The 22,239-nt window shown below is 65.7% G+C and carries 21 protein-coding genes and 2 tRNA genes; 10 read left to right on the top strand and 13 right to left on the bottom strand.

Going from position 1 to position 22,239, the window contains the following annotated elements:
- Positions 1-149 precede the first annotated feature (149 nt).
- From ABZ293_RS04995 to ABZ293_RS04985, 3 genes are all read left to right on the top strand, one after another.
- Positions 150-677, top strand: coding sequence for a GNAT family N-acetyltransferase (locus ABZ293_RS04995; protein ID WP_355177377.1), 528 nt, complete (start codon positions 150-152; stop codon positions 675-677).
- 74 nt (positions 678-751) lie between these two features.
- On the top strand, positions 752-2,422 hold the full coding sequence (locus ABZ293_RS04990) for a TerD family protein (protein ID WP_355177376.1): 1,671 nt from the start codon (positions 752-754) through the stop codon (positions 2,420-2,422).
- Between the two features lie 59 nt (positions 2,423-2,481).
- Entirely contained in the window at positions 2,482-3,261 is a 780-nt protein-coding gene (locus tag ABZ293_RS04985) for an enoyl-CoA hydratase-related protein (RefSeq protein ID WP_355177375.1), read from the top strand.
- On the opposite strand, the gene ABZ293_RS04980 is transcribed toward ABZ293_RS04985, so the two are convergent.
- From ABZ293_RS04980 to thiL, 4 genes are read right to left on the bottom strand one after another with little or no spacing between them, the layout of a single operon-like run.
- Entirely contained in the window at positions 3,258-4,145 is an 888-nt protein-coding gene (locus ABZ293_RS04980) for an alpha/beta hydrolase (RefSeq protein WP_355177374.1), read from the bottom strand. The genes ABZ293_RS04985 and ABZ293_RS04980 overlap by 4 nt on opposite strands.
- 58 nt (positions 4,146-4,203) lie before the next feature.
- Positions 4,204-4,458 carry a hypothetical protein gene (locus ABZ293_RS04975; protein WP_355177373.1) on the bottom strand — a complete coding sequence of 85 codons (255 nt, stop codon included), beginning with the start codon at positions 4,456-4,458 and terminating at the stop codon, positions 4,204-4,206.
- Between the two features lie 42 nt (positions 4,459-4,500).
- Complete coding sequence (locus ABZ293_RS04970) at positions 4,501-5,184, bottom strand: uracil-DNA glycosylase (RefSeq protein ID WP_355177372.1); 684 nt, start codon at positions 5,182-5,184, stop codon at positions 4,501-4,503.
- An 11-nt stretch (positions 5,185-5,195) separates the two neighbouring features.
- Complete coding sequence (gene thiL / locus ABZ293_RS04965; RefSeq protein WP_355177855.1) at positions 5,196-6,263, bottom strand: thiamine-phosphate kinase; 1,068 nt, start codon at positions 6,261-6,263, stop codon at positions 5,196-5,198.
- 279 nt (positions 6,264-6,542) lie between these two features.
- Here thiL and ABZ293_RS04960 point away from each other — a divergent pair, with 279 nt between their 5' ends.
- Positions 6,543-7,187, top strand: a complete 645-nt coding sequence (locus ABZ293_RS04960) for a DUF3515 domain-containing protein (RefSeq protein WP_355177853.1) — start codon at positions 6,543-6,545, stop codon at positions 7,185-7,187.
- Positions 7,188-7,219: 32 nt separating this feature from the next.
- Here ABZ293_RS04960 and ABZ293_RS04955 read toward each other — a convergent pair whose 3' ends face one another.
- Together ABZ293_RS04955 and ABZ293_RS04950 are read right to left on the bottom strand one after the other, a co-directional pair.
- Positions 7,220-8,353: a D-alanine--D-alanine ligase family protein gene (locus ABZ293_RS04955; RefSeq protein ID WP_355177371.1), complete on the bottom strand. Its 1,134-nt coding sequence runs from the start codon at positions 8,351-8,353 to the stop codon at positions 7,220-7,222.
- Positions 8,354-8,419: 66 nt separating this feature from the next.
- Positions 8,420-9,415, bottom strand: a complete 996-nt coding sequence (locus ABZ293_RS04950) for an NAD(P)H-dependent glycerol-3-phosphate dehydrogenase (RefSeq protein ID WP_355177370.1) — start codon at positions 9,413-9,415, stop codon at positions 8,420-8,422.
- A 43-nt stretch (positions 9,416-9,458) separates the two neighbouring features.
- Between ABZ293_RS04950 and cofC the strand changes: the two genes are divergently transcribed.
- From cofC to ABZ293_RS04935, 3 genes are all read left to right on the top strand, one after another.
- On the top strand, positions 9,459-10,157 hold the full coding sequence (gene cofC / locus ABZ293_RS04945; protein ID WP_355177369.1) for a 2-phospho-L-lactate guanylyltransferase: 699 nt from the start codon (positions 9,459-9,461) through the stop codon (positions 10,155-10,157).
- A gap of 161 nt (positions 10,158-10,318) precedes the next feature.
- Positions 10,319-12,478 (top strand): RNA degradosome polyphosphate kinase, encoded by a 2,160-nt coding sequence (locus tag ABZ293_RS04940; RefSeq protein WP_355177368.1) that lies wholly within the window; start codon positions 10,319-10,321, stop codon positions 12,476-12,478.
- A gap of 20 nt (positions 12,479-12,498) precedes the next feature.
- On the top strand, positions 12,499-13,443 hold the full coding sequence (locus tag ABZ293_RS04935) for a bifunctional NUDIX hydrolase/histidine phosphatase family protein (protein ID WP_355177851.1): 945 nt from the start codon (positions 12,499-12,501) through the stop codon (positions 13,441-13,443).
- 192 nt (positions 13,444-13,635) lie between these two features.
- On the opposite strand, the gene ABZ293_RS04930 is transcribed toward ABZ293_RS04935, so the two are convergent.
- From ABZ293_RS04930 to leuC, 3 genes are all read right to left on the bottom strand, one after another.
- Positions 13,636-14,274 (bottom strand): HU family DNA-binding protein, encoded by a 639-nt coding sequence (locus ABZ293_RS04930; protein ID WP_355177367.1) that lies wholly within the window; start codon positions 14,272-14,274, stop codon positions 13,636-13,638.
- A gap of 156 nt (positions 14,275-14,430) precedes the next feature.
- Entirely contained in the window at positions 14,431-15,039 is a 609-nt protein-coding gene (leuD, locus tag ABZ293_RS04925) for a 3-isopropylmalate dehydratase small subunit (protein ID WP_355177366.1), read from the bottom strand.
- A 225-nt stretch (positions 15,040-15,264) separates the two neighbouring features.
- Entirely contained in the window at positions 15,265-16,686 is a 1,422-nt protein-coding gene (gene leuC, locus ABZ293_RS04920) for a 3-isopropylmalate dehydratase large subunit (protein WP_355177365.1), read from the bottom strand.
- A gap of 146 nt (positions 16,687-16,832) precedes the next feature.
- Here leuC and ABZ293_RS04915 point away from each other — a divergent pair, with 146 nt between their 5' ends.
- The 3 genes from ABZ293_RS04915 (at position 16,833) to ABZ293_RS04905 (ending at position 18,432) form a co-directional block, all read left to right on the top strand.
- The gene (locus tag ABZ293_RS04915; RefSeq protein ID WP_354957543.1) at positions 16,833-17,534 is read left to right on the top strand and encodes an IclR family transcriptional regulator; all 702 of its coding nucleotides are present in this window, start codon (positions 16,833-16,835) and stop codon (positions 17,532-17,534) included.
- Between the two features lie 34 nt (positions 17,535-17,568).
- Entirely contained in the window at positions 17,569-18,105 is a 537-nt protein-coding gene (locus ABZ293_RS04910; protein ID WP_355177364.1) for a PPOX class F420-dependent oxidoreductase, read from the top strand.
- Between the two features lie 132 nt (positions 18,106-18,237).
- Complete coding sequence (locus tag ABZ293_RS04905; RefSeq protein ID WP_355177363.1) at positions 18,238-18,432, top strand: DUF5302 domain-containing protein; 195 nt, start codon at positions 18,238-18,240, stop codon at positions 18,430-18,432.
- Between the two features lie 829 nt (positions 18,433-19,261).
- On the opposite strand, the gene ABZ293_RS04900 is transcribed toward ABZ293_RS04905, so the two are convergent.
- From ABZ293_RS04900 to ABZ293_RS04885, 4 genes are all read right to left on the bottom strand, one after another.
- A tRNA-Glu gene (locus ABZ293_RS04900) sits at positions 19,262-19,334 on the bottom strand.
- Between the two features lie 156 nt (positions 19,335-19,490).
- Positions 19,491-19,562: transfer RNA gene (locus ABZ293_RS04895), tRNA-Gln, on the bottom strand.
- 133 nt (positions 19,563-19,695) lie between these two features.
- Positions 19,696-21,168 carry a glutamate--tRNA ligase gene (gene gltX, locus ABZ293_RS04890; RefSeq protein ID WP_355177362.1) on the bottom strand — a complete coding sequence of 491 codons (1,473 nt, stop codon included), beginning with the start codon at positions 21,166-21,168 and terminating at the stop codon, positions 19,696-19,698.
- A 13-nt stretch (positions 21,169-21,181) separates the two neighbouring features.
- Positions 21,182-21,955 carry a fumarylacetoacetate hydrolase family protein gene (locus tag ABZ293_RS04885; protein WP_355177361.1) on the bottom strand — a complete coding sequence of 258 codons (774 nt, stop codon included), beginning with the start codon at positions 21,953-21,955 and terminating at the stop codon, positions 21,182-21,184.
- Between the last annotated feature and the right edge of the window lie 284 nt (positions 21,956-22,239).

Raw genomic sequence — 22,239 nt, 5'->3', positions numbered from 1 at the left:
TTCCGCCTCCCCGAATCTTTTGCCGGTCGTCAGGTGCGACTGACGATGCGTCGCGGGCCGACAGTTGGTGCATGGTCGACTCTTGGACGTACCCGACGAGTTACCCATGTGCTTGCGAAATCAGTTGCCGGGCAGTCAAGCTTTCCGGGATGACCGAGCCGACCCCACCGTGGCGGATCACGGCACTCGCCGCCGAACACGTCCACAGCCTGGCCGAATGCCATATCACCTGCTGGCGTGAGGCCTACCGCGGCCTGGTCCCGGACCACGTACTCGACGCCTTCGACGTGCACCGCCGAGCGGAGCAATGGGAACGCCTCCGGATCCGCTACCCGAACAGCACCCACGTCGCCCTGGTCGACGATCACGTTATCGGCTTCGCCAGCGTCGGCGCCTCCCGCGACGAATCCCCGGTCACCCCAACCGAACTCAACGCCCTCTACGTCCGCGCCGCCTGGTACGGCACCGGCGTGGCCGACGCCCTGATCCGCGCCGCCCTCCCCGCCGACACCCCCTGCTCCCTCTGGGTCTTCGAGAAAAACCCACGCGCCCAGGCCTTCTACCGCAAACACGGCTTCGAACCGGACGGCACCACCCGAATAGAAGCCTTCACCCCCGCCACCGAAGTCCGCATGGTGCGCGGAGTCGAGCAGCGCGGCAAGAACTTGTCCGATTAGGGCCCAAATACCCAAATCGCTTCGCCGGTGGTCAATGTCGTAACGACACGTGTTCCGCAAACGGTTTTCCCCGCATGATGCTCACACGAGGGGGAAACGCGCCGGTCAACGCGTCAACGGTGGCGCTGGTGCTGTCATGGGGGTCCGAGCACGAGGTCGATCCGCAGGCGCTGCTATTGACCGACGCGGGAAAGATCCGATCCAACGACGATTTCGTGTTCTACAACGCCCCACGGAATCCCTCAGGGTCCGTTGCGCTCGAGACCACTTCCCCCGGAAGCGCGACGATCGGGATCAACCTGACGGCCGTCGAATCCGATGTGACCCGGATCGTAATTGCGGGATCGGTCGACCATGGTTCCTTTCGGGATGTGTCCGGTCTCAGGGTATCGGTTCGCAGTTCGGGCACCGAGTTGCTCAGCTTCGACGCCGAGCAGCCCGACATGGTGACCGCGATGGTGCTCGGCGAGTTCTACCGGAGAGCGGGGGCATGGAAGTTTCGCGCGGTAGGCCAAGGCTGGGGCAGTGGGTTGCGTGGGCTGGCCGAGGAATTCGGTGTCGAGATCGACGATCCAGCCGATGGTGAACCCCCAGCCGGTCCAGCCGTCAGCCCTCCAGTCGGCACACCCGTCGCCACGCCCCACCGAACAATGCCCGCCACCTTGCCCCGTACGGCCGCGGGCTGGTATCAGGATCCAGACGATTCCGGCCAAATCCGCTGGTGGAACGGCTTGACTTGGAGTGCGGACAGGCGACAATTCTTCGCGTCCGATCCCGCGATCTGCGAACGCTGCGGATGGCCGAAGCGGGTACCGCGGTTCGGCTCGATTCCACCGTGCCGTGCCTGCGAATCCGAGGTTGCCGGGTTCATGGAGGTATGGCGGTCACAGGCATGGCAGGTTCTGACCACATCCGGTCCTCGTGGCGATGCATGGGATGACCTGTGGATCGCGCTGCGATTCCAGCGGATCGACGAGGCCACCGGGGGCGAGGCGATGCGCCCCCTCGCTCTGGCATATCTGGAGCGCATTGTCGCATTCGCGTTTGCCGATGACGAGATCGAACAGCACGAGATGGATGACTTCGAACATGCCATCGCCGACCTGCAATCAGCCATCGGGCTCTCGCCCGCGGACCAGTTCGTCAGCCAACTTCGTCAGCGTATGCTCCGCGGTCGCTCGCTCACTCAGGTGCGGGCTGGCGATCTGCCACGGATCCAACGGCCCGGGCTGCACCTGGAAGCCGATGAAACATTGTATATCGACGTGAACGCAACCCAGGTCAAGTACCTGGCCAGTGGGCCGAGGCACAACAGCGGAAGGCTGATCGGCAGCAGCAAGAAGGTCAGGTTCGTCGGCACCGGAGCGGGAACCGAACTGCCGTGGGCGAAGATCGTCTCGGTTGCCCCCGAATACGGGAATGTCGTCATTGCGGCGACAACCGCGCGCGGAGGCGGCACCTACCAGGTACCGGATCCCGAGTATGTCGCTGCGGTGTTGGAGGGAGCCCTGCGAGTGGCCAAGCGGCTGGTACTCGCGCCCGGACAGCGCGACACCCGCTCGATTTCGCCAGACGTGAAATCCGAAGTGTGGCAGCGTGATAGAGGCCGATGCTGCCAATGCGGGGACCAGCATTACCTCGAATTCGATCACATCATCCCGCTGAGCCGCGGTGGCGCGACAAGTGTCGCCAATCTCCAGATCCTGTGCCGAAGGTGCAATCTGGAGAAGGGTGCACGCATGTGAGTGCCCGGATACGGCGCCAGCCGGGTGCAATGCCGATGGGCAGCGATAGGGTGCTGGACATGACCTCCACTGCGCAAACCGAGTACGTCACCATTGCGGACGGCGTTCTGCAGATCACGATTGCTACCGCCGCCAATGGCACTTCTATGGACTTCCAGGGGATTACCGCCGGGACGGAGGCATTGCGGGCGGCGGGGCGCGAGGTGGGGGCCGTGGTGTTGACGGGGAGCGGGGCGAACTTCTGTGCGGGTGGGAATGTGCGGGGGTTCGCCGAGGCGGAGGATCGGGCGGGACATATTCACGGGCTGGCGACGGTGCTGCACGACTTCGTGCGGGCGCTGGACGAGACGACGGTGCCGGTGGTGGTCGGGGTGCAGGGCTGGGCGGCGGGAGCCGGGATGAGCCTGGTATGTGCGGCCGATATCGCCATCGGCGGGCCGAGCACCAAGTTGCGTCCGGCCTATCCGGGGATCGGCCTGAGCCCGGACGGCGGGATGTCGTGGACGCTGCCGCGCATCGTCGGTGCGGGACGGGCGCGCGAAATCCTGCTCACCGATGCGATTCTCACCGCCGAGGAGGCCGTGCGGCTCGGCATCCTCAGCCGCTTGGTCGACGACGAGCAGGTGCGCGACGAGGCCATGAACCTGGCCCGAACCTTCACGACCGGACCACGATCCACCTATGCGAGCATCAAATCACTACTGGCGCGGTCGAATTCGGCGACGCTGAGCGAACAGCTCGACTATGAACGCGATGCGATCGCCGCCGCGGCGAACAGCCCGGCGGGCATCGAGGGCGTCAACGCGTTCATCGAGAAGCGCAAGCCGAAGTACGTTTAGTCACAAACGGATTCGGTCTCCATCGTCCGAGTCTCCAGCACGAATTTGGCGACCGCATCGGTGAAGGCATCATTGTCGTCACCGGCCGCGGTATGCGCCGCTCCACCGATCTCGACCAACTGCGCATGCGGCACCATCTCCCGAAATGCCGCGGCTCCCTCGGGCGTCACCACATCGGACTGCATACCGCGCACCAGCAGCACCGGCATCGTCAGAGCACGCGCCGCGACCTCCATCTGCTGGCTCATCTCGCTCGCATCCTCCACGCGGTCCCCGAGCATGTCCGGATCCCAGTGCCAGTACCAGCGCCCCTCGCGCTGCCGCAAGTTCCGCTGCAGACCATCGGTGTTCTTGGGCCGCGGGCGGTGTGGCATATATTCGGCGACCGCGTCGGCGGCCTGCTCCAGCGTGTCGAATCCGCCGCGATGCTTGCCGAGGAAGTCGATCACCCGCGCGACACCAGTCGGTTCGGGTCGGGTGACGATATCGACGAGCACCAACGCGCTGATCGCCTCGCCACCGGGCACCATCGTGGTGAGCAGGCCGGTGATCCCGCCCATGCTCGCCCCGACCACGACCGCGGGCGCACCCAACTGCTCGAGCACATTGACCAGATCCGCGACCATCGTGTCGCGCCGGTAATTCGCATCCGCCGCCCACTGACTGTCACCGTGGCCGCGGGCGTCCAGCGTGACGACCCGCATCCCGGCGGCGGCCAGCTTCGCCCCCGTCTGCTTCCACGAGTGTCGGGTTTGTCCGCCACCGTGGAGGAACAGCACGAGCGGGCCGTCCGCCGGGCCGAACTGGTCGGCCGCCAGCTCGATCCCATCCGAACCACGCAGGTGCAGCCGAATCGGATCGAGCAGGTTGTTCGCATTACTCACGATCCGAGGATCGCACAGCCTCCGTGGGGCCTCTTGTTGACCCCCGGTCAACGGGACGTCAGCAGTTCCACTTACCTTGCGCGCTGAGGGTGTTCTGCAGCAGGCAGGCGACCTTCGCATTCACCGAAGAAGAAATGGTGGAGGAGCCGTTCGAGGTGAATTCCTCACCGACCGGGGCGGCGTTGCCGGTCGAGGTGGTGTCCGCAGCGGGCTCCAGTCGCAGCGGGGCCGCACTCGCGGTGGCTGCGCCGCCGGCCATGGCCGCGCAGAATGCCAGCGCGACGGTGGCGCCGCGGACGGTCTTGATGTGCATTGAATTGTGCTCCTCTACTTTGTTTTACCTCAGCGCCCGGGATCAGGGCAGGCGCCAGTCAACAGGTTCGGCACCCAGTTCGTCGAGTAGTTCATTCACTCGCGAGAAGGGTCGCGAACCGAAAAACCCGCGCGAGGCCGACAGTGGCGACGGATGCACGGATTCGATATAGGGCACCTCGGCCTCGGCCAGCTGCGGCTTCAGTGTCTGCGCGTCGCGACCCCACAGGATCGCGACCAGCGGTTCATCCCTGGCCACCAGCGCGCGAATCGCCTGGTCGGTCACTGCTTCCCAGCCCTTGCCGCGATGGGATGCGGGCTGTCCCGGCGAGACCGTGAGGACTCGGTTCAGCAGCAGCACGCCCTGATCCGACCACGGACTCAGATCGCCATTGGACGGTGTGGTGTAGCCGAGGTCCTTGCTGTATTCGGCGAAGATATTGGCGAGGCTGCGCGGAACCGGCGAAACATCCGGGGCGACAGAGAAACTCAGCCCCATCGGATGGCCGGGCGTCGGATACGGATCCTGGCCGACGATCAGCACGCGCACCGCGTCGAACGGGCGCTGGAAGGCGCGCAGCACATTCTCACCGGCCGGTAGATAGCCACGGCCCGCGGCGTTCTCCGCGCGCAGGAATTCGCCCATGGCCGAGATCTGCTCCGCAACGGGTTCGAGAGCCTTCGCCCAACCCGGATCCATGATTTCCGTCAGTGGTTTCGCGCCCATGACCGCACAACCTATCGTGGCTCGGGCTCGGATGCCGAGTCCACCCCGCTGAACGATTCCCAGCCCCCGCTGCCCGACCGTCGCACACCGTCGACAGTGACGCCGTGACCTGCCAGCACACATCCGATCGGCGTCCAGCCCGGCGGCAATTCCCGCCGCGCCGACCAGGTTCCGACGAAGGCATGATCCTCGCCGCCGGTCAGAATCCATTGCGTCGCATCGGCATCCAGGCGTCGCGCGATCGCCTCCAGTTCCGGATCGCGCAATGCGGTCGAACCGATATCGATGGCCACGCCGGACACCGCGGCAATATGGCCCAGATCCGCGAGCAGTCCGTCCGAGATATCGGTCAGCGAGTTGGGGATCGCGGCCGCGGACGACCCGAGCACGCCCTCCGCTGAGGTATTCGAATCATCCGGTCCGGCAGCAACATCGACGATCGCGGCCAGCACCGCCGAATAGGGCGGCTGCGGGACCCGATGGGCCGCAAGCGCTTCGGCAACGAGCTCGTCGTCCGGATCGACCCCGGCGGTCAGGGCCGCCAGCCCGGCGGCGGACCAACCGAGCCGACCGGCCACCGCGACCGTATCCCCCACGCGCGCACCGGCTCTGGTGATCGGCGCGCGACCGTCCAGATCGCCGAAGGCGGTGACCGAGATGACCAACTGCGGGCTGCGCACCACATCACCGCCCGCGATCGAACCACCGGCCCGCCCCGCCTCGGCCCACATACCGTCGGTGAGACCGTCGATGACCTCGACCGGCGTATCGGCCGGACAACCCAGCGCCACCACGAATGCGGTCGGCACCGCGCCCATCGCAACCACATCGGCCGCGTTCTGCGCGATCGCCTTCCGCCCGATATCGCAGGGACCGGACCAATCGAGCCGGAAGTGCCGATCCTGAACCAGCATGTCGGTTGTCACCACGAACCGGCCGTCCGGCGCGGCCACCACGGCGGCATCGTCGCCGGGACCGAGCAGTACGCCGGGCGCCTGGACCCGGCCCGCGTTGATCCGCTCGATCAGTGCGAACTCCCCCAGCTCACGCACTGTCCGCGGTGGCGTGCTTTCGCTGATGACCGGTCCCTTCCCGACGTCGTGCTGGCTGGAATCCGACCGAGGGTACCCTTTCCAGGGCAATCGAGTACTACCAGGCCGGTGCGCAGCATCCATCCCCGCAACCGGTGCGAACAGGAAGGACCGGTGAGCATGGCGGCGGAGTCGTCGGAGCGCGATTCGTCGAGGGCGGATTCGCCGAAGGCCGAGGAGTCGAAGGATGCCGAGCTGTCATCGGACACGGCGGAGTCGGCTGGCGATAGCGCCGTAGCGCCGGGCGCCACAGCGGAGAACGCGCCCCTGCCCGCCACCGAGACCTCCGAAGATGTCGACGCCGAGTCCGAAACGGCCGATAGCGGCCCGGAGGACGCCGCTGCCGAGTCAGCTGGCGCCGAATCGGCCCCCGAAACCCGGGGCTACCCACCCGCGCTGATCGCGACCGCCGTCGCACTACCGGTGGTGCTGGTAGTCGCCGTCCTCGTCGCCGCCGTGCTGGCCCGCCGCGCGCCGACCGAACGCGAACCCCTGGTACTCGGTCCGGTCCCCGCGCCCGCCGCGACCGGACCCGCCTGCACCGCCTTGCTGCCCGCACTACCGGTCGACCTCGGCGACTACACCAAATCCACCCTGGTGGAACCCGCTCCGCCCGCGACCCGTGCCTGGCAGCGCAAGGACGGCGGCGATCCCATCGTGCTGCGCTGCGGCCTGGAGCGACCGCTGGAGTTCAACCGCGCCGCCGCGCTGCAGATCGTCAATGGCGTGCAGTGGTTCGAGGTCCGCGATGCCGCCGCCAAGGCGAGCACCTGGTTCGCCGTCGACCGCGAAACCTATATCGCACTGACCGTTCCCGACGGCTCCGGACCGACTCCGCTGCAAGGAGTTTCGGACACCATCACCGCGAATCTGCCCGCGAAGCCGATCGAACCCGCCCCCCTGCCGAACTGACCGCCGCCCTGGAGCGATAGGCCGCTCGGCCACTAACGCAGGCCGGTACCCCGTGCCAGCGCGGTCTCGATCAGCGTGGAAACCAGTGTCCGGTAGTCGATTCCGGTCGCCTCCCACATGCGTGGGTACATCGAGATCGATGTGAAGCCGGGCATCGTATTGATCTCGTTGATCACCGGCCCCTCGGCAGTGACGAAGAAATCGACCCGGGCGAGTCCCTGGCAGTCCAGTGCCTTGAACGCGCGCACCGCGAGTTCCCTTATGCTGTCGGACACTTCGTCGTCCAGCTTCGCTGGAACGTCGAATTCGCAGACATCGTCGAGGTATTTGGTTTCGAAGTCGTAGAACTCCGGCGCCGCGGCATCGGCATCCGGCATCCGGATCTCGGCCACCACGCTGGCCTCGACCCGGCCGTCCGGAAATTCCAGTACACCGCATTCGACTTCACGTCCGAGGATGCCCGCCTCCACGATCACCTTCGGATCGTGTACCCGCGCCGCGGCGATCGCCGCGTCCAACGCACTCCAGTCGGTGACCTTGGTAATGCCGATCGAGGAGCCCCCGCGTGCCGGTTTGACGAACACCGGAAGTCCGAGCCGCGCCCGATCGTCCGCGCCGAGCGTGTCGGCACCGGGCCGCAGCACCACCTGCCGCCCGATCGGCAGCCCCTCGGCGGCGAGCAGCTTCTTGGTGAATTCCTTATCCATACCCGCCGCGCTGGCCAGCACGCCCGGCCCGACATATGGCACCCCGGCCAATTCGAGCATGCCCTGCAGCGTCCCGTCCTCACCGAACGGGCCGTGCAGGATCGGGAACACCACATCCACCGAACCCAGCGTCACACTCGGATCGTCCAGCGCGACCAGCGCTCCGGACCGGCTCGGGTCGGCGGCCATGGTCAGCGCGGTGCCGGTGCTGTCCACCGCGGGCAGCGCATTGTCCTTGAAGCCGTCCGTGGCGACTGCTTGCCGGTCGCTCGAAAAGGTCAGCGCGGCCACATCGGAGCTGCCGAGCACCCAGGCGCCGTCGTGGGTGATGCCGATGGGCACCGCCTCGTACTGTTGCGGATCCAGGTTGCGCAGCACGCTGCCAGCGGATACACAGGACACGGCGTGCTCGTTACTGCGCCCGCCGAACACCACAGCCACCCTGATCCGGTTCGTCATGAACGGAACCGTACCCGTTATGCGGGGCGAACCAACCTCGCGCCCGTGCGATGCCCGCCTTCGGCCCTATTCCGGTTTGATCCGCCGTCCCAGCAGTTTGTCAACCGCTGCACGCACCGAAACTCCCTCATGACACACCAGGTGTACCGATGTGGTCAGCGGCATCTCCACATCGTGTGCGGCGGCCAGCGCCCGAATCGATGTGCACGACTTCACACCCTCGGCGACCTGGCCATGGGTTGCCTCCTGGGCCGCCTCCATGGACCCGCCCGCCCCGAGCACATGCCCGAATGACCGGTTGCGCGACAGCGGCGAGGTGCAAGTGGCGACCAGATCGCCCACCCCGGCCAAACCCGCAAGCGTGACCGGCTCCGCGCCGAGCGCTACCCCGAGCCGGATGATCTCGGCCAGCCCGCGGGTGATCAGACTGGCGATCGAGTTGTCACCCAACCCCATTCCCGAGGCGATGCCGCAGGCAAGCGCGATGACGTTCTTGCAGGCACCGCCGATTTCACAGCCGATCACATCGGTATTGGTGTAGGGCCGGAAGTATCCGTTGGCGCAGGCCTGCTGCAGCGCGGCCGCCCGCGCGGCATCGGTGCAGGCGATCACGGTCGCCGCGGGCTGCTCGGCGGCGATCTCCTTGGCCAGATTCGGCCCCGACAGCACCGCGATGCGGCTCTCATCGGCACCGGTGACCTCGCCGATGACCTGACTCATCCGCAGTAGCGTTCCGGTCTCGATGCCCTTGGCGAGACTGAGCAGCGCCGCGTCCGGCCCGATCGAGTCCTTCCACGTTTCGAGATTCGCGCGCAGGGATTGAGACGGAACCGCGAGTACGACAATGTCGGCCCCATCGAGCGCTTCGACGTGATCGTGGGTGGCCGCGATCGGCGGTAATCGCACGTCGGGCAGATAGAACGGATTGCGATGTTCGGTGGCGAGCGCCTTCGCCACCTCGGGCCGCCGGGCCCAGATCGTGACCTCGGTTCCCGCGTCCGCCAACACCTTCGCGAACGCGGTCCCCCACGATCCCGCGCCCAGCACTGCCGCCCTCGTCATCTGCCCAATATGCCATGGAAGCACTCGTGGAAGGATTAGGACCATGCGTCCGCATGCCGTGCACGCCGTGATCGCGGTCAAGAGCCTCGATCGGGCCAAGAGCCGCCTGGCCGACCGGCTGCGCCCGGAGCACCGGGCACAGCTGGTGCTCGCCATGCTCGCGGACACCGTATCCGCCACCGTCGCGGTGCCGCAGGTCGCGTCGGTCACCGTGGTGACCCCGGATCCGGTGGTCGCCGAGCTGGCGGGCTCGCTCGGCGCGGCGGTCCATCCCGAACCGCGCCGTGCGGTGCTCGACCCCGCCGACCCGGACGGTCTGAACACCGCACTCACCGATGCGGCGACCGCGCTGCGGCACCGGTACGGCCCGGTCGAACTGCTGGCCCTACAGGCGGATCTGCCCGCCCTGCGCCCGGACGAGCTCTCGGACATGCTGAGCACCGCACCGGTCGGGGTGCGCTCGGTCGTGGTGGACCACGCGGGCACCGGCACCGCCGCGCTATTCGTCGGCGACACCGTCGCGGCGCTGGACCCACGTTTCGGGCCCGGCTCCGCGGTACGGCATATTGCCGCCGGCGCGGTCGATCTGCGCGGTGACTGGCCGGGATTGCGGCTGGATGTGGACACCGCGGACGATCTCGATCGTGCCATCGACCTCGGCACCGGGGATTCGACGTGCGCTGCCCTGCAGGACATCGGCTGGCCGATTCGCGTTCACGAGGGCGTGCGCCGGGTGTGCTAGCCGATCGCCACGCCCGGCGTGATACTCACGTCAATGATGACGTCGGGCTGCACAGGGCCCGGTTAGTAGGGGATGATCGTTAACGTGAGTGAGCGAAGCGAGCGATTCCCGTACCAGCGCGCATCGCGCCTGTCGGTGCCGCGTGCCAGCGAGGCATGGGCATGAGCGAGACCGAGACCGTCAAGCAGCAACTGCTGCCGAACCCACTGCCCGCCGCGACACCGTTGGCCGACGATGCGGTGGTGCAGCGGTTGCCACGTGATCGCTACCTGAACCGTGAGCTCAGCTGGCTCGACTTCAACGCGCGGGTACTCGCCCTCGCCGAGGACGCGTCGCTGCCGTTGCTGGAACGCGCGAAATTCCTGGCGATCTTCGCCTCCAATCTGGACGAGTTCTATATGGTCCGCGTCGCCGGTCTCAAACGCCGTGCGGAGACCGGACTTTCGGTGCGTTCGGCGGACGGCCGTTCGCCCAACGAGCAACTGGAGCTGATCGCGGCGCGTACCCAGGAGATCGCCGACCGGCATGCCCGCGTTTTCCTCAACTCGGTACTGCCCGCGCTGACCGCCGAGGGCATTGCCATCATCGATTGGGCCGATCTGGACGACGATGAGCGCCAGCGCCTCTCGGGCTATTTCCAGGACCAGGTCTTCCCCGTCCTCACCCCGCTGGCGGTGGATCCGGCCCACCCCTTCCCTTACATCAGCGGACTGAGTCTCAACCTCGCGGTGACGGTGAAGGATTCCTCCACCGGCGCCGAACACTTCGCCCGCGTCAAGGTGCCCGATAACGTCGATCGCTTCGTCCGGGTGCGGCGAAACGAGTCCGGATCCCCCGTCGCGGCCTTCTTGCCGATGGAAGCGCTGATCGCCGCACATCTCGATCTGCTGTTCCCCGGTATGAAGGTGGTCGAGCACCACTCGTTCCGCATCACCCGCAATGCCGATTTCGAGGTCGACGAGGACCGCGACGAGGATCTGCTGCAGGCGCTGGAGCGCGAACTGGCTCGCCGCCGCTTCGGTTCGCCCGTCCGACTAGAGGTCTCCGACGATATGACCGAGCACATGCTCGATCTGCTGTTGCGCGAGCTCGAGGTCGATCCCGGGGATGTGATCCAGGTGCCGGGTCTGCTCGATCTGTCCTGCCTCTGGCAGGTGTACGGGGTCGATCGGCCCAATCTCAAGGACGCACCGTATGTGCCCGCGACGCCTCCGGCGTTCGGCGAGCGCGAAACCCCGCGCAATGTCTTCCAGGCGCTGCGCGAGGGCGACGTCCTGGTGCACCACCCCTACGACTCGTTCTCCACCAGCGTGCAGCGCTTCATCGAACAGGCCGCCGCCGACCCACAAGTGCTCGCCATCAAACAGACCCTGTATCGGACCTCCGGTGACTCCCCGATCGTGAACGCGCTCATCGACGCAGCCGAGGCGGGCAAGCAGGTCGTCGCGCTGGTCGAGATCAAGGCACGCTTCGACGAACAGGCCAACATCAAATGGGCCCGCGCGCTGGAGCAGGCGGGCGTGCACGTGGTCTACGGTCTCATCGGCCTCAAGACGCACTGCAAGACCTGTCTGGTAGTGCGCCGCGAGGGTGCGACCATCCGCCGCTACTGCCATATCGGCACCGGCAACTACAACCCGAAGACCGCGCGGCTCTACGAGGACGTCGGGTTGCTCACTGCCGCACCGGAAATCGGCGCCGACCTGACCGATCTGTTCAATTCGCTCACCGGCTACTCGCGAAAGGCCAACTACCGCAACCTGCTTGTCGCTCCGCTGGGTGTGCGCGCCGGAATCATCGAGCGCATCCAGCGCGAGACCGAACTGGCCGAAGAGGGCGTCCCGGCGCGAATCCGGATGAAGGCCAATGCAATTGTCGACGAGCAAGTCATCGACGCGCTCTACCGAGCTTCTCAGGCCGGTGTACCGGTGCAGATCGTGGTGCGCGGCATCTGCGGTCTGCGCCCGGGTGTCGAGGGGATGAGCGAGAACATCGAGGTGCGCTCGATTCTCGGTCGCTTCCTGGAGCATTCGCGGATCATGCACTTCCAGGCCCAGGACGAATACTGGATCGGCAGTGCCGACATGATGCACCGGAATCTGGACCGGCGCGTGGAAGTCATGGCGCAGGTGAAGGATCCGAAGCTGTGCGAGCAGTTGGGGTCGGTATTCGACTCCGCGCTGTATCCGACGACCCGCTGCTGGATACTTCAACCTGACGGCAGCTGGCAGGCCTCGCCCGACGGCGCCGACCGAGACGGTGCCCATGTACGTGACCACCAAGAATTCCTGATGCGAATGCGGAGACCGGATCACCAGTGAGTGGTACGACGGGATACGACATGGACGGGGGACCGTTCTGGGATCCCCGGGTAACAGCCAACATTCACGCCGCCGGTGCGGTGCTGTGGCGCAGGACGGCCGACGGTCCCGGTGCCATCGAGATCGCGGTGGTGCATCGCCCCAAGTATCAGGATTGGTCGCTGCCCAAGGGCAAACTCGATCCGGGCGAGACGCCGGTGCTCGCTGCGGTGCGTGAGGTCGGCGAAGAAACCGGCCTGGACTGCCGTCTGGGCCGGTATCTCGGGCACGTCACGTATCCGATTCCGGGACACCGGAAATTGAAGCGAGTGGACTACTGGGCAGCCGAGGTCGCGGGTGGGGCGTTCAGCGCCAATTCCGAGGTCGATGTGCTGTCCTGGTACACCTTGGACCGGGTGATGGACCAGCTGTCGTATCCGATGGACCGCCAGGTGCTGCGCGCCTTCACCCGCCTGCCCGCGGCCACCGCCACGCTGCTACTGGTTCGACACGCCAAGGCGGGCAGCCGGGGCCGATTCGACGGCCCGGATGAGCAGCGCCCACTGGAGCGGGAAGGGCAGGCCCGGGCACAGGCGCTGGTCCCGAATCTGCTGGCGTTCGGTGCATCCGAGATCTATTCGGCCGATCCGGTGCGCTGCGTCCAGACGGTGACGCCACTGGCCGAGAAACTCGGCGCAACCATCGCCATCGAGCCGCTGTTTTCCGAAAGCGGTTATGCCGCAGCGCCGGACAAGGCCCGACAATGCGCTGTCTCCCTGGTATCGGATCGCGCGGTGCGCGTTCTGTGCAGTCAGGGCAAGGTAATTCCCGATCTGCTGCAGTGGTGGGCCGATCGGGACGGCATCACGCTGCCATCCGCGCGCAACCGCAAGGGCAGCGTGTGGGTGCTGTCTTTTGCCTCGGGTCGGTTGGTCGCCGCCGACCACCTCGACCGGTCGCTGTCGGCCGCCATCGTCAAATCCTGACCCCAATGGGGACCGCAACCGTCACGCGGTCGCTACTGGACCCCAAATTCGGACATAGGTAGCTAAAACGGCCCTGGGGCGAACCCCAGGGCCGTTTTTAGCCGGTACAGGGAGTGATTCCGCTCAGTGGAACCGAATCACTCGATGGCGCTGGACCTTCAGCCGCATCCGATGCGGCCTCGAACCTCCGCGTCAGCGAGCGCGGCGGGCCGGAGCCTTCTTGGCCGCGGTCTTCTTCGCGGGCGCCTTCTTGGCGACGGTCTTCTTCGCAGCGGTGGCCTTCTTGGCCGCCACGGCCTTCTTGACCGGAGCCTTCTTGGCGACGGTCTTCTTGACGGCCGCCTTCTTCGCGACCGTCTTGGCGGCAGTTGCCTTGCGGGCGGTGGTCTTTGCCGGGGCCTTCTTCGCAGCCGTCTTCTTCGCGGGCGCCTTGGTGGCGGTCGCCTTCTTGGCGGCAGCCTTCTTCGCCGCCACCTTCTTGGCGGCCGCCTTCTTCGCCGCCACCGGTGCATTCGCGCCGCGCTTTACGGCGGGGCCGCTCGCGGTCAGCTTCTGCTTACCCGCGATGACGGCCTTGAACTGAGCACCTGGGCGGAACGCAGGCACCGAAGTGGGCTTCACCTTGACGGTTTCGCCGGTGCGCGGGTTCCTGGCAACTCGAGCCGCACGCTTACGCTGTTCGAACACACCGAATCCGGTGATTGTGACGCTTTGACCCTTGTGCACAGCGCGCACGATGGTGTCGACCACATGCTCGACTGCCGCGGTGGCCGTGCGCCTGTCCGTACCCAACTTTTCGGTCAGAACGTCGATCAGTTCCGCCTTGTTCATTGAATCCTCCGCAGACTAATGGCCCGTCGTCGGACCGACTAGGTACCACGGTAAACCCACTTTGAGCAAGAGTCTATGTGCCACGCCAAAATTCATGTGGTTTAGCACACGTCCAGCTACCGCCCCTAGGGCTGTACAGCTATCACTACCGGGTGATTACGCCTGCGAAATATGTGCCGGAAGGGTTGTGGGTTTCCAACTTGGCCTTGCCTTTTCGAACTCATCGATGACGTCACTGCGCCGGAGGGTGAGCCCGATGTCGTCCAATCCTTCGAGCAGACGCCACCTGGTGTAGTCATCAATATCGAACGGCAACACGACGGTTCCGGCCGTCACCGTGCGCGCCTCGAGGTCTACAACCAATTCGAGACCGGGCTGTTCCTCGAGCAACTTCCAGAGCATTTCGACATCGTTCTGTGACATCTGCGCGGCCAACAGACCACCCTTGCCCGCATTGCCGCGGAAGATGTCGGCGAAGCGTGATGAGATGACGACACGAAAGCCGTAGTCCGACAGTGCCCATACCGCGTGCTCACGCGAGGATCCGGTGCCGAAGTCCGGCCCCGCCACCAGCACACTGCCCCGGTTATAAGGCTCGGTGTTCAGAATGAAGTCCGGGTCGGACCGCCATGCTGCGAACAGTCCGTCCTCGAATCCTGTGCGCGTCACCCGCTTCAGGTACACGGCCGGAATGATCTGATCGGTGTCGACATTGGATCGGCGCAGCGGCACTCCGATCCCCTTGTGGACGGTGAAGGCTTCCATTTCTGCTGATTCTCCTGGGTCGTTAGGCGATTTGAGCCGACCGTTTCGAGCGACCTGCAAGCAGTCGCTACGGCTGCCGTTTCGAGCGACCTGCAAGCAGTCGCTACGGCTGCCGTTTCGAGCGACCTGCAAGCAGTCGCTACGGCTGCCGTTTCGAGCGACCTGTGGGCGGTCGCTATGGCCGGAAGTGCGAATCGATGCGGGCGCAAGGCGTCCGCACGCCGATCAGTCCAGATCCGCCGGTGCGGACAGGGTGCCGCGGACCGCCGTCGCGGCCGCTACGAGCGGGGAAACCAGGTGTGTACGGCCACCTTTGCCCTGTCGACCCTCGAAGTTGCGGTTCGATGTCGAAGCACAACGCTGACCGGGCGCGAGCTGATCGGGATTCATTCCCAAGCACATCGAGCAGCCCGCCTGACGCCATTCGGCGCCCGCCGCGGTGAAAATCTCGCCCAGTCCTTCTTTTTCCGCCTGTGCGCGCACCCGCATAGATCCCGGTACAACCAACATTCGCACACCGTCGGCGATGCGGCGTCCCTTCAAAATCCCGGCCACAGCGCGCAAATCCTCGATGCGCCCGTTGGTGCACGAACCGACGAATACCGTATCGACCGACACCTCTCGAAGCGGAGTTCCCGGCTCCAAGTCCATGTATCGCAGCGCTTTCTCCGCGGACTCCCGCGCCGTATCGTCGGCAATCTGCGCGGGATCGGGCACCGTCTCACCCAGTGGCGCACCCTGTCCCGGATTCGTGCCCCAGGTGACGAACGGGGTCAGCGCATTGGCGTCGATGTGCACCTCGGCGTCGAAAACCGCGCCCTCATCGGTCTGCAACGCCTCCCAGGCGGCCACTGCGGCGTCCCAGTCGGCTCCCTGCGGCGCGTGCGGGCGTCCTTTGAGGAATTCATAGGTGGTTTCGTCAGGGGCGATCATTCCGGCCCGCGCACCCGCTTCGATCGACATGTTGCAGATGGTCATTCGCGCCTCCATGGACATGGCGCGAATGGCCTCGCCGCGATACTCGAGCACATAGCCCTGACCGCCGCCCGTACCGATCTTGGCGATAACGGCCAGAATCAGGTCCTTACTCGTGACACCGGGCGGCAATTGGCCGTCAACGGTGATCGCCATGGTCTTGAACGGACGCAGTGAGAGGGTCTGCGTGGCAAGGACATGTTCGACCTCGCTGGTGCCGATCCCCATCGCCAGTGCGCCGAACGCACCGTGGGTCGAGGTGTGGCTGTCACCGCACACCACCGTCGTACCCGGCTGCGTCAAACCGAGCTGCGGCCCGACGACGTGCACGATGCCCTGATCCAGATCCCCCATCGGATGCAGTCGCACACCGAATTCCGCGCAGTTGTGGCGCAGGGTCTCGACCTGGGTGCGCGAAATCGGGTCGGCGATCGGCTTATCGATATCGATGGTCGGGACGTTGTGATCCTCGGTCGCGATGGTGAGATCGGGACGGCGCACGGGGCGACCGGCGGCGCGGAGCCCGTCGAAGGCCTGCGGACTGGTCACCTCGTGCACGAGGTGCAAATCGATGTAGATCAAATCCGGCTCACGGGAGGCGCCTTCGCCCTCTCCGCGGGCAACGACGTGCTGCTCCCACACCTTTTCGGCCAGTGTGCGGCGCTCGGCCATTCTCGATCACCTTTCCGACGAGCAACCGGTTCGCGCGATCTGGGCTGAGGCGCGGTTCCGGCTGCACAATTTGGCTATCCGGCGCGTCGGGAGCGAGCAGAGCGCTTAAGTGGCTTTCTCAACATCCGAGACGCTAATATCGTTCTATGAGACAGCATAGCGGTATCGGCGTCCTCGACAAAGCGGTGTCAGTGTTGTATGCCGTCGCGGAGCACCCCTGCGGTCTCAATGAGCTGTGCACCCGCACCGGACTGCCCCGCGCCACCGCCCATCGCCTGGCTGTAGGGCTCGAGGTACACCGGCTGCTGGCCCGCGACAACAACGGCCTGTGGCGGCCGGGCCCGGCCCTCGCCGAACTCGCCGCCGGCGCCACCGATCCGCTGCACGAGGCCGCCTCCGCAATTCTCCCGCGCCTGCGCGAGATCACCGGCGAGAGTGTCCAGATCTACTGCCGCGACGGCAATGCGCGGGTATGCATCGCCGCCCTGGAACCACCGGTCGGACTGCGCGATACCGTGCCGATCGGCGCGCGACTGCCGCTCACCGCCGGATCGGCGGCCAAGGTGCTGCTGGCCTGGGCGGATCCGGAATTGCAGCGCACCATCCTGGCCGATGCGGTCTTCGGCGAGCGCGCGCTGGCCGAGGTACGCAAGCGCGGCTGGGCGCAGAGCGCCGCCGAGCGGGCCAGCGGTGTGGCCAGCGTCTCCGCACCCGTGCGCGATGCCGCGGGTCATGTCATCGCGGCCGTTTCGGTATCGGGCCCGATCGATCGCATGGGCCGCAGACCCGGCGCACGCTGGGCGGCCGACCTGGTCGCCGCCGCGGACGCATTGCACAAGAGGCTGTAACACGTTCTAGTTCGAACATCTAAGGTTGGTGCGCATGGGAGTAAACCAACGGGCGCAGATCGTCATGTCCGATGCCGAGATCACCGAGTTCCTGCAGCGCAGCCGCATCGCAACGCTGGCAACCATCGGCCCGAACGGCACGCCGCATCTCATCGCGATGTGGTATGCCCTGCTCGATGGCGAGGTCGCACCCGATGGCTCGGTCCGCAAGCTGCCCGAGCTGTGGTTCGAAACGAAGGCGAAATCGCAGAAGGCCGTCAACCTGCGCCGCGACCCGCGCATCACCTGCATGGTCGAGGCGGGTCACACCTACGACCAGTTGCGCGGGGTCTCCATCGAAGGCCACGCCGAGATCATCGACGATCCGGAGAAGCTGTTCGCCGTCGGCGTGAGCGTCTGGGAGCGCTACACCGGCCCCTACAGCGAGGAAGTCCGCCCGCTGGTCGAACAGATGCTGCACAAGCGCGTCGCCATCCGGGTGGTCCCCGATCGCCTGCGCAGCTGGGACCATCGCAAACTCGGTCTGCCGGAGCTGCCCCTCGGCGGCACCACCGCGCAATCGCCGGACTGATCGCGGCACGCGGGCGATATCCGACTGACACACCGCGCCCGCGCACAGTAGCGTCAACCCTGTTCGACCCGAATCGGCAGCGCGCCGACGCCCCTTGGCGCGGTGCGCGGTCGCGACGACGAGGAGCAGACGATGGCGGAAGCGGATAGTTCCAACGGCAGCGCGGGGTCCAGCGCCGAAGAGGTCAAGCGCAAATTCAAGGAAGCCCTGGAGCGCAAGAACCAGCACCACGCCAAGTCGACCGATCATATGAACGGACGATCCAAGGCAACCTCCGCCCACGGCAACGCCAGCCACAAACGCGAGTTCCGCCGCAAGAGCGGATAAAGCCCCACCACCCCACCAAAAGGCCCGCCAGCCCCCACCTGGAGGGCCTTTTGCATGTCCCCCACTTCCCGCCCCCACCGACAGCCACACCAAATACGGACCGCCCCCAAACACCCCCCATCACGCACCCCCCAGTACAACCTCACCCCCGCCCGGCCCCCCTCCAACGACCAAGCAACACCCACCCCCCGCCCCGTGCCCCCCAACATGGATCGGCCGAGAATGCGCTGATGCAGGGGTGCTCTCGACGTTTACCTGCATGAGCGCATGGTGATCACTTGTCCAGGGGTTGCATACCCCCTCTCGTCGGTGGTGAGCCCGCGCGAGAGGTCGACGGTGCTGGAGACGCGGGGCGCAGCTGGGAACCCAGGCCCAGGAACAATGCATCGGCGAGCCACCAGCCCGGGATCTATGTGACCACCAACGGTCCGGCACGCATGCGACCAAGAACCACCAACCCGGCACCCTGCGACCAAGAACCACCAACCCGGCACCCTGCGACTAAGAACCATCAATCCGGGACCCCGTCACCGGCCCGGGACCCTCGATCAAGAACCACCCAGCCCGGCACCCCTCAATCAAGAACCACCCAGCCCGGCACCCACACAGCCGAAACCACGCGTCCAGTCCCCTGCGAACCCCCCACATGACCGGCACCAACACGACCGACAACCCCATCGCGGAAGCCACCTAGCCGACCCCATAAGCCCGCGATCCCGGTCCGGGGGCGAAGCCCTCCGGGTAGGGGCGTGGGGGTTCCACCCCCACAGAACAATGCGAAAACGAGCAAGGCCCATGCTCTCCATGAGCATGGGCCTTGCACTCGTTGTAGCCCCGACGGGATTCGAACCCGCGCTACCGCCTTGAGAGGGCGGCGTCCTAGGCCGCTAGACGACGGGGCCAGGACTGGACCTCCCACATTTCTGTGGGCGATCTTTCCGTTTCGATCTTTCGATCAGTGGAAGCTCGGTTAGCTTAGCGGACCGAAGCTCGGCGACCAAATCGCCGGATGCTGAACAACTTTCGGCCGCGAACCGAGAGACGAACAACATTCTCCGCTGGGGTACCAGGACTCGAACCTAGAATGGCTGAACCAGAATCAGCTGTGTTGCCAATTACACCATACCCCAATGACCAGGACGTTCGACCTCGTGTCCGGCTGACCCGAGGCCCTGTTCCGAGCCGAGAAGAAGAGTACCAAACCGCATACGGTTAACTACAAATCGGCTGGTCAACGCCCTGTTTTTCGGTCAAGTCCGGGTTTTACGCGGGCGCGGTCCACGCCAGCGCCGAGCGCAGCCGAGCCAGGCTGGTTTCGCGGCCGAGCAACTCCAGGGACTCGTACAGCGGCGGGCTGATGTGCGAACCCGTCACCGCCACTCGCACTGGCGCGAACGCCTTGCGCGGCTTGAGCCCCAGATCATCGATGAGCGTGGTTTTGAGCACATCCTCGATAGCGGAGGTGGTCCAGGCCGGTAACGGCTCCAGCGCGGCGATGGCGGCGTCCAATATCGGCGTGGCATCGGGGCCGAGGTTCTTCGCCCCCGCCGCCGGATCAATCGCGAACTCTTCCGCGGGCGCGAACAAGAAACGCAGCAGATCCCACGCATCGGACAACACCACGATCCGGGTTTGCACGAGTTCAGCGGCCGCGGCGAACAACTTGTCGTCGATGTCGGCGCCGATGTGACCGTGTTCGGTCAGGAACTCACGTAAGCGGTGCGTGAAATCCCCTGGCTCCAGCAATCGGATGTGTTCGGCGTTGAGCGAGTCTGCCTTCTTCTGATCGAAACGTGCCGGATTCGAATTTACTTTCGAGATATCGAAGGCCGCCACCATCTCCGCCATCGAGAAAACATCGCGATCATCCGCGATGCCCCAACCGAGTAACGCCAGGTAATTCAGCAAACCCTCCGGGATGAATCCCCGATCCCGATGGACGAACAGATTCGACTCCGGATCGCGCTTGGACAACTTCTTGTTGCCCTGCCCCATCACGAACGGTAGATGAGCGAACTCCGGAGTGAACTCAGCAACACCGATCCGCCGCATCGCCGCATAGAGCGCGATTTGCCGCGGAGTTGAGGAAAGGAGGTCTTCCCCGCGCAAAACATGGGTGATCTTCATCAATGCGTCGTCGACCGGGTTTACCAGCGTATAGAGCGGATCGCCATTACCGCGGGTGAGTGCGAAGTCGGGCACCGTACCCGCTTTGAAGGTGGTTTCGCCGCGCACCAGATCGTGCCAAGTGATGTCCTCATCGGGCATCCGCAACCGAATTACCGCCGGACGTCCGGCAGCGCGATAGGCCTCGACCGCCTCCGGGGTGAGATCGCGGTCATAGTTGTCGTAGCCGAGCTTCGGGTCCCGGCCAGCGGCGCGGTGGCGCTCCTCGACTTCTTCGGGCGTGGAGAAGGATTCGTAGGCCTCACCGGCCGCCAGCAACTTCTGCACGATCTCCATGTGCAGCTCGCGCCGCAGCGACTGCCGGTACGGCTCATAGGGTCCGCCGACCTCCGGACCCTCATCCCAAGTGAGGCCGAGCCAGCGCAGTGCGTCCAGGATCGCCCGGTAGGAGTCCTCGGAATCGCGTGCGGCATCGGTATCTTCGATGCGGAAGACGAACTTGCCGCCGGTGTGGCGGGCGTACGCCCAGTTGAACAGCGCCGTCCGGATCAGGCCGACGTGTGGCGTCCCGGTCGGTGACGGGCAGAAGCGGACCCGTACTTCAGTCATGGCTCTCTTTCGACTAGCGCTTGGCGGCAACAGGATTGGTGAGGGTTCCGATGCCCTCGACGGTCACGGACACGTTCTGCCCGGACTGCAGCGGGCCGACACCCTCCGGGGTTCCGGTGAGGATCACATCACCGGGCAGCAGCGTCATTACCGTGGTCACCCACTCGATGAGCTTCGGAATATCATGTAGCAGAAGCGAAGTGCGGCTGCGCTGGCGGACCTCACCATCGACTTCGGTGACGATCTCCAGATCCGAAGGGTCCAGCGAGGTTTCGATCCACGGGCCGAGCGGGCAGAAGGTGTCGTAGCCCTTGGCCCTGGTCCACTGGCCGTCGTGCTTCTGCTGGTCACGGGCGGTCACATCGTTGGCGACGGTGTAGCCGAGCACTACATCGAGCGCACGTGCGGCGGGCACATCCTTGCACGGACGGCCGATGACGATCGCCAGCTCACCCTCGTGGTCGACCTGGGAAGAGCTGGGCGGCAAGATGATCGGCGCGTTCGGGCCGATGATCGAGGTGCTCGGCTTCATGAAGATCACCGGATCGGCGGGTGCGACACCACCCATTTCGGCCGCGTGCGCGGCGTAGTTCTTGCCGATGCAGACCACCTTGCTGGCCAGAATCGGCGCGAGCAGGCGCACATCGGCCAGCGGCCAACTCCGCCCGGTGAACGTCGGCGTACCGAACGGATGTTCCGCGATCTCTTTGGCGACGCTCTCGCTCCCCTCCCCTTCGATACTGACGAAAGCGACTCCATCGGGACTGGCGATTCGACCTAGACGCATGCCCGGCAGTCTATCGACCCCCGTCGACCTGCTCGAACGCGCTGTGTCCAATTGTCGCGCCGATGACCGCGGCGCGTTCGCGGCTGTCGGAGTCGCGCGGTCCGAGCCGTCGGGACTCGCGCTGTGACGCATGCGATTCGGATATCCCGAGTTCATGGCCGCGCCTTCGCGCAGACGCCGGCCGGGCCGCGAACCGTCTCGCTCCGCAGGCGTCGACACCGCGGCTCGGCTCGGCGTCGAAGTTGTGAGGAGATAGACAACCCGACCCTCGAAATCAGGTTGCC

Source organism: Nocardia sp. NPDC005998 (assembly GCF_040614395.1).
Taxonomy (GTDB): Bacteria; Actinomycetota; Actinomycetes; order Mycobacteriales; family Mycobacteriaceae; genus Nocardia.
The sequence above is the reverse complement of the archived record's forward strand: the minus strand, read 5'-3'. Positions and strand labels throughout refer to the sequence as shown.

Excerpts from the sequence above, each read along its gene's own strand:
- ABZ293_RS04955 (WP_355177371.1), bottom strand. The coding sequence starts at position 8,353 with ATGACGAACCGGATCAGGGTGGCTGTGGTGTTCGGCGGGCGCAGTAAC.
- ABZ293_RS04935 (WP_355177851.1), top strand. The coding sequence starts at position 12,499 with ATGGACGGGGGACCGTTCTGGGATCCCCGGGTAACAGCCAACATTCAC.
- ABZ293_RS04970 (WP_355177372.1), bottom strand. The coding sequence starts at position 5,184 with ATGGGCGCGAAACCACTGACGGAAATCATGGATCCGGGTTGGGCGAAG.
- ABZ293_RS04950 (WP_355177370.1), bottom strand. The coding sequence starts at position 9,415 with ATGACGAGGGCGGCAGTGCTGGGCGCGGGATCGTGGGGGACCGCGTTC.
- ABZ293_RS04910 (WP_355177364.1), top strand. The coding sequence starts at position 17,569 with ATGGGAGTAAACCAACGGGCGCAGATCGTCATGTCCGATGCCGAGATC.
- ABZ293_RS04995 (WP_355177377.1), top strand. The coding sequence starts at position 150 with ATGACCGAGCCGACCCCACCGTGGCGGATCACGGCACTCGCCGCCGAA.
- ABZ293_RS04885 (WP_355177361.1), bottom strand. The coding sequence starts at position 21,955 with ATGCGTCTAGGTCGAATCGCCAGTCCCGATGGAGTCGCTTTCGTCAGT.
- ABZ293_RS04940 (WP_355177368.1), top strand. The coding sequence starts at position 10,319 with ATGAGCGAGACCGAGACCGTCAAGCAGCAACTGCTGCCGAACCCACTG.
- gltX (WP_355177362.1), bottom strand. The coding sequence starts at position 21,168 with ATGACTGAAGTACGGGTCCGCTTCTGCCCGTCACCGACCGGGACGCCA.
- ABZ293_RS04905 (WP_355177363.1), top strand. The coding sequence starts at position 18,238 with ATGGCGGAAGCGGATAGTTCCAACGGCAGCGCGGGGTCCAGCGCCGAA.
- ABZ293_RS04930 (WP_355177367.1), bottom strand. The coding sequence starts at position 14,274 with ATGAACAAGGCGGAACTGATCGACGTTCTGACCGAAAAGTTGGGTACG.
- leuC (WP_355177365.1), bottom strand. The coding sequence starts at position 16,686 with ATGGCCGAGCGCCGCACACTGGCCGAAAAGGTGTGGGAGCAGCACGTC.
- ABZ293_RS04990 (WP_355177376.1), top strand. The coding sequence starts at position 752 with ATGATGCTCACACGAGGGGGAAACGCGCCGGTCAACGCGTCAACGGTG.
- leuD (WP_355177366.1), bottom strand. The coding sequence starts at position 15,039 with ATGGAAGCCTTCACCGTCCACAAGGGGATCGGAGTGCCGCTGCGCCGA.
- cofC (WP_355177369.1), top strand. The coding sequence starts at position 9,459 with ATGCGTCCGCATGCCGTGCACGCCGTGATCGCGGTCAAGAGCCTCGAT.
- ABZ293_RS04915 (WP_354957543.1), top strand. The coding sequence starts at position 16,833 with ATGAGACAGCATAGCGGTATCGGCGTCCTCGACAAAGCGGTGTCAGTG.
- ABZ293_RS04985 (WP_355177375.1), top strand. The coding sequence starts at position 2,482 with ATGACCTCCACTGCGCAAACCGAGTACGTCACCATTGCGGACGGCGTT.
- ABZ293_RS04975 (WP_355177373.1), bottom strand. The coding sequence starts at position 4,458 with ATGCACATCAAGACCGTCCGCGGCGCCACCGTCGCGCTGGCATTCTGC.